General features: G+C 70.0%; 2 protein-coding genes. Both read right to left on the reverse strand.

What is annotated here, in order from left to right; translation table 11 throughout:
* Positions 1-317: ATP-binding protein (locus tag U4E84_RS18000; protein ID WP_322533440.1), on the reverse strand; the 317-nt coding region annotated here is incomplete at its 3' end.
* A gap of 132 nt (positions 318-449) precedes the next feature.
* Positions 450-1,179, reverse strand: a 730-nt coding sequence (locus U4E84_RS18005) for an RNA ligase family protein (protein ID WP_322533441.1), incomplete at its 5' end; no start/stop codon positions are given.

The raw sequence follows: 1,179 nt of genomic DNA on the forward strand, positions 1-1,179 counted from the left end.
TCGAACTTCCCGCCGGCGTGGAGGACGGTCAGGATGACCTCCAGCGCGGGGCGGTCGTACTCCTCGTGGGTGTCGACCGGAATTCCCCGCCCGTCGTCGGTGACGGAGACGGAGCCGTCGTCGTGGATCCGCACCTCGATCTCCTCGCAGTGGCCCGCGAGCGCCTCGTCGATGGAGTTGTCGACGACCTCGTAGACGAGATGGTGGAGCCCCCGACCGTCCGTGGACCCGATGTACATCGCCGGTCGTTTACGGACGGCCTGTAGGCCTTCGAGGACCTGTATTTGGCCGGCTCCGTATTCGCTCTGCTCTGACATAGGAACTTACCGTCGCTAGTCGCCGTCGGGTTATAAAGCCGGCGCACGCGCGCGGGCGTGAGCAGAGGCGGCCGACCGAGTAGCGTAACGTCCGGTCGGACGTCCGCGGTCTCCTCCGAGAATGACCGCCTCTCAGCCCGATTCCGACCGCTCGGCAAGGAAGGTCTGAGCGCGCCCGACGGCGACCTCCCGGAGGCGGCTCGCGTCGACGACCGGGCGCGATCTGGTCGGGGCGTCGTCGCCGGACGAGTGTCCCGCCTCCACCCGGATTCGCGTCGGTTCCTCGCGGGCCACGGCCTCGACGACTCGGTCCGCGATCGCGTCGACGGTCGCCGGCTCGCCGTGTCGTTCGATCGTCTTCCGATACCGTTCGAGGCGCTCGTTCGTGGCGTACTCAGCGGCGATTGCCTCCACGTCGGGCGCTTCGTCGCCGAGCGGGCCGGGGGTCCCGTCGTCGAGCTCGATCCGGACCAGTCGCCCACGCTCGCCGCGCTTGTTCCGGACGACGACACCGGCCGCCGGTCCGTCGTACCAGGCGGACTCTGGGATCTCGTACGCGTCCGGGTCGAAGTCGCGGGCGTGGACCTCGCGCTCGACCGCGTCGACCGCGTCGAGTCCGGTACCCTCGAAGATCGCCTTGGCGGCGTCGGGCGGGCGGAACCGATCGCCGGTGCCGGTCCACACGTCGGTCCCGAGGAACGGCGGGATCCGGTCCCAGGCGTAGTCGGTCCGGCGGTGATGAGTCGCGACCCCGAGGAACGCGACGTCCGTCGGATCGTCGACCGCGCCGCGTAGCGCCTCGCGGTCGAACCGCGCTCTGACGTGCCGGACCGCGGGACGTAGACGGAGAGGAACGGCTTGG

This window comes from Halorubrum sp. AD140 (assembly GCF_034497445.1).
GTDB lineage: Archaea > Halobacteriota > Halobacteria > Halobacteriales > Haloferacaceae > Halorubrum.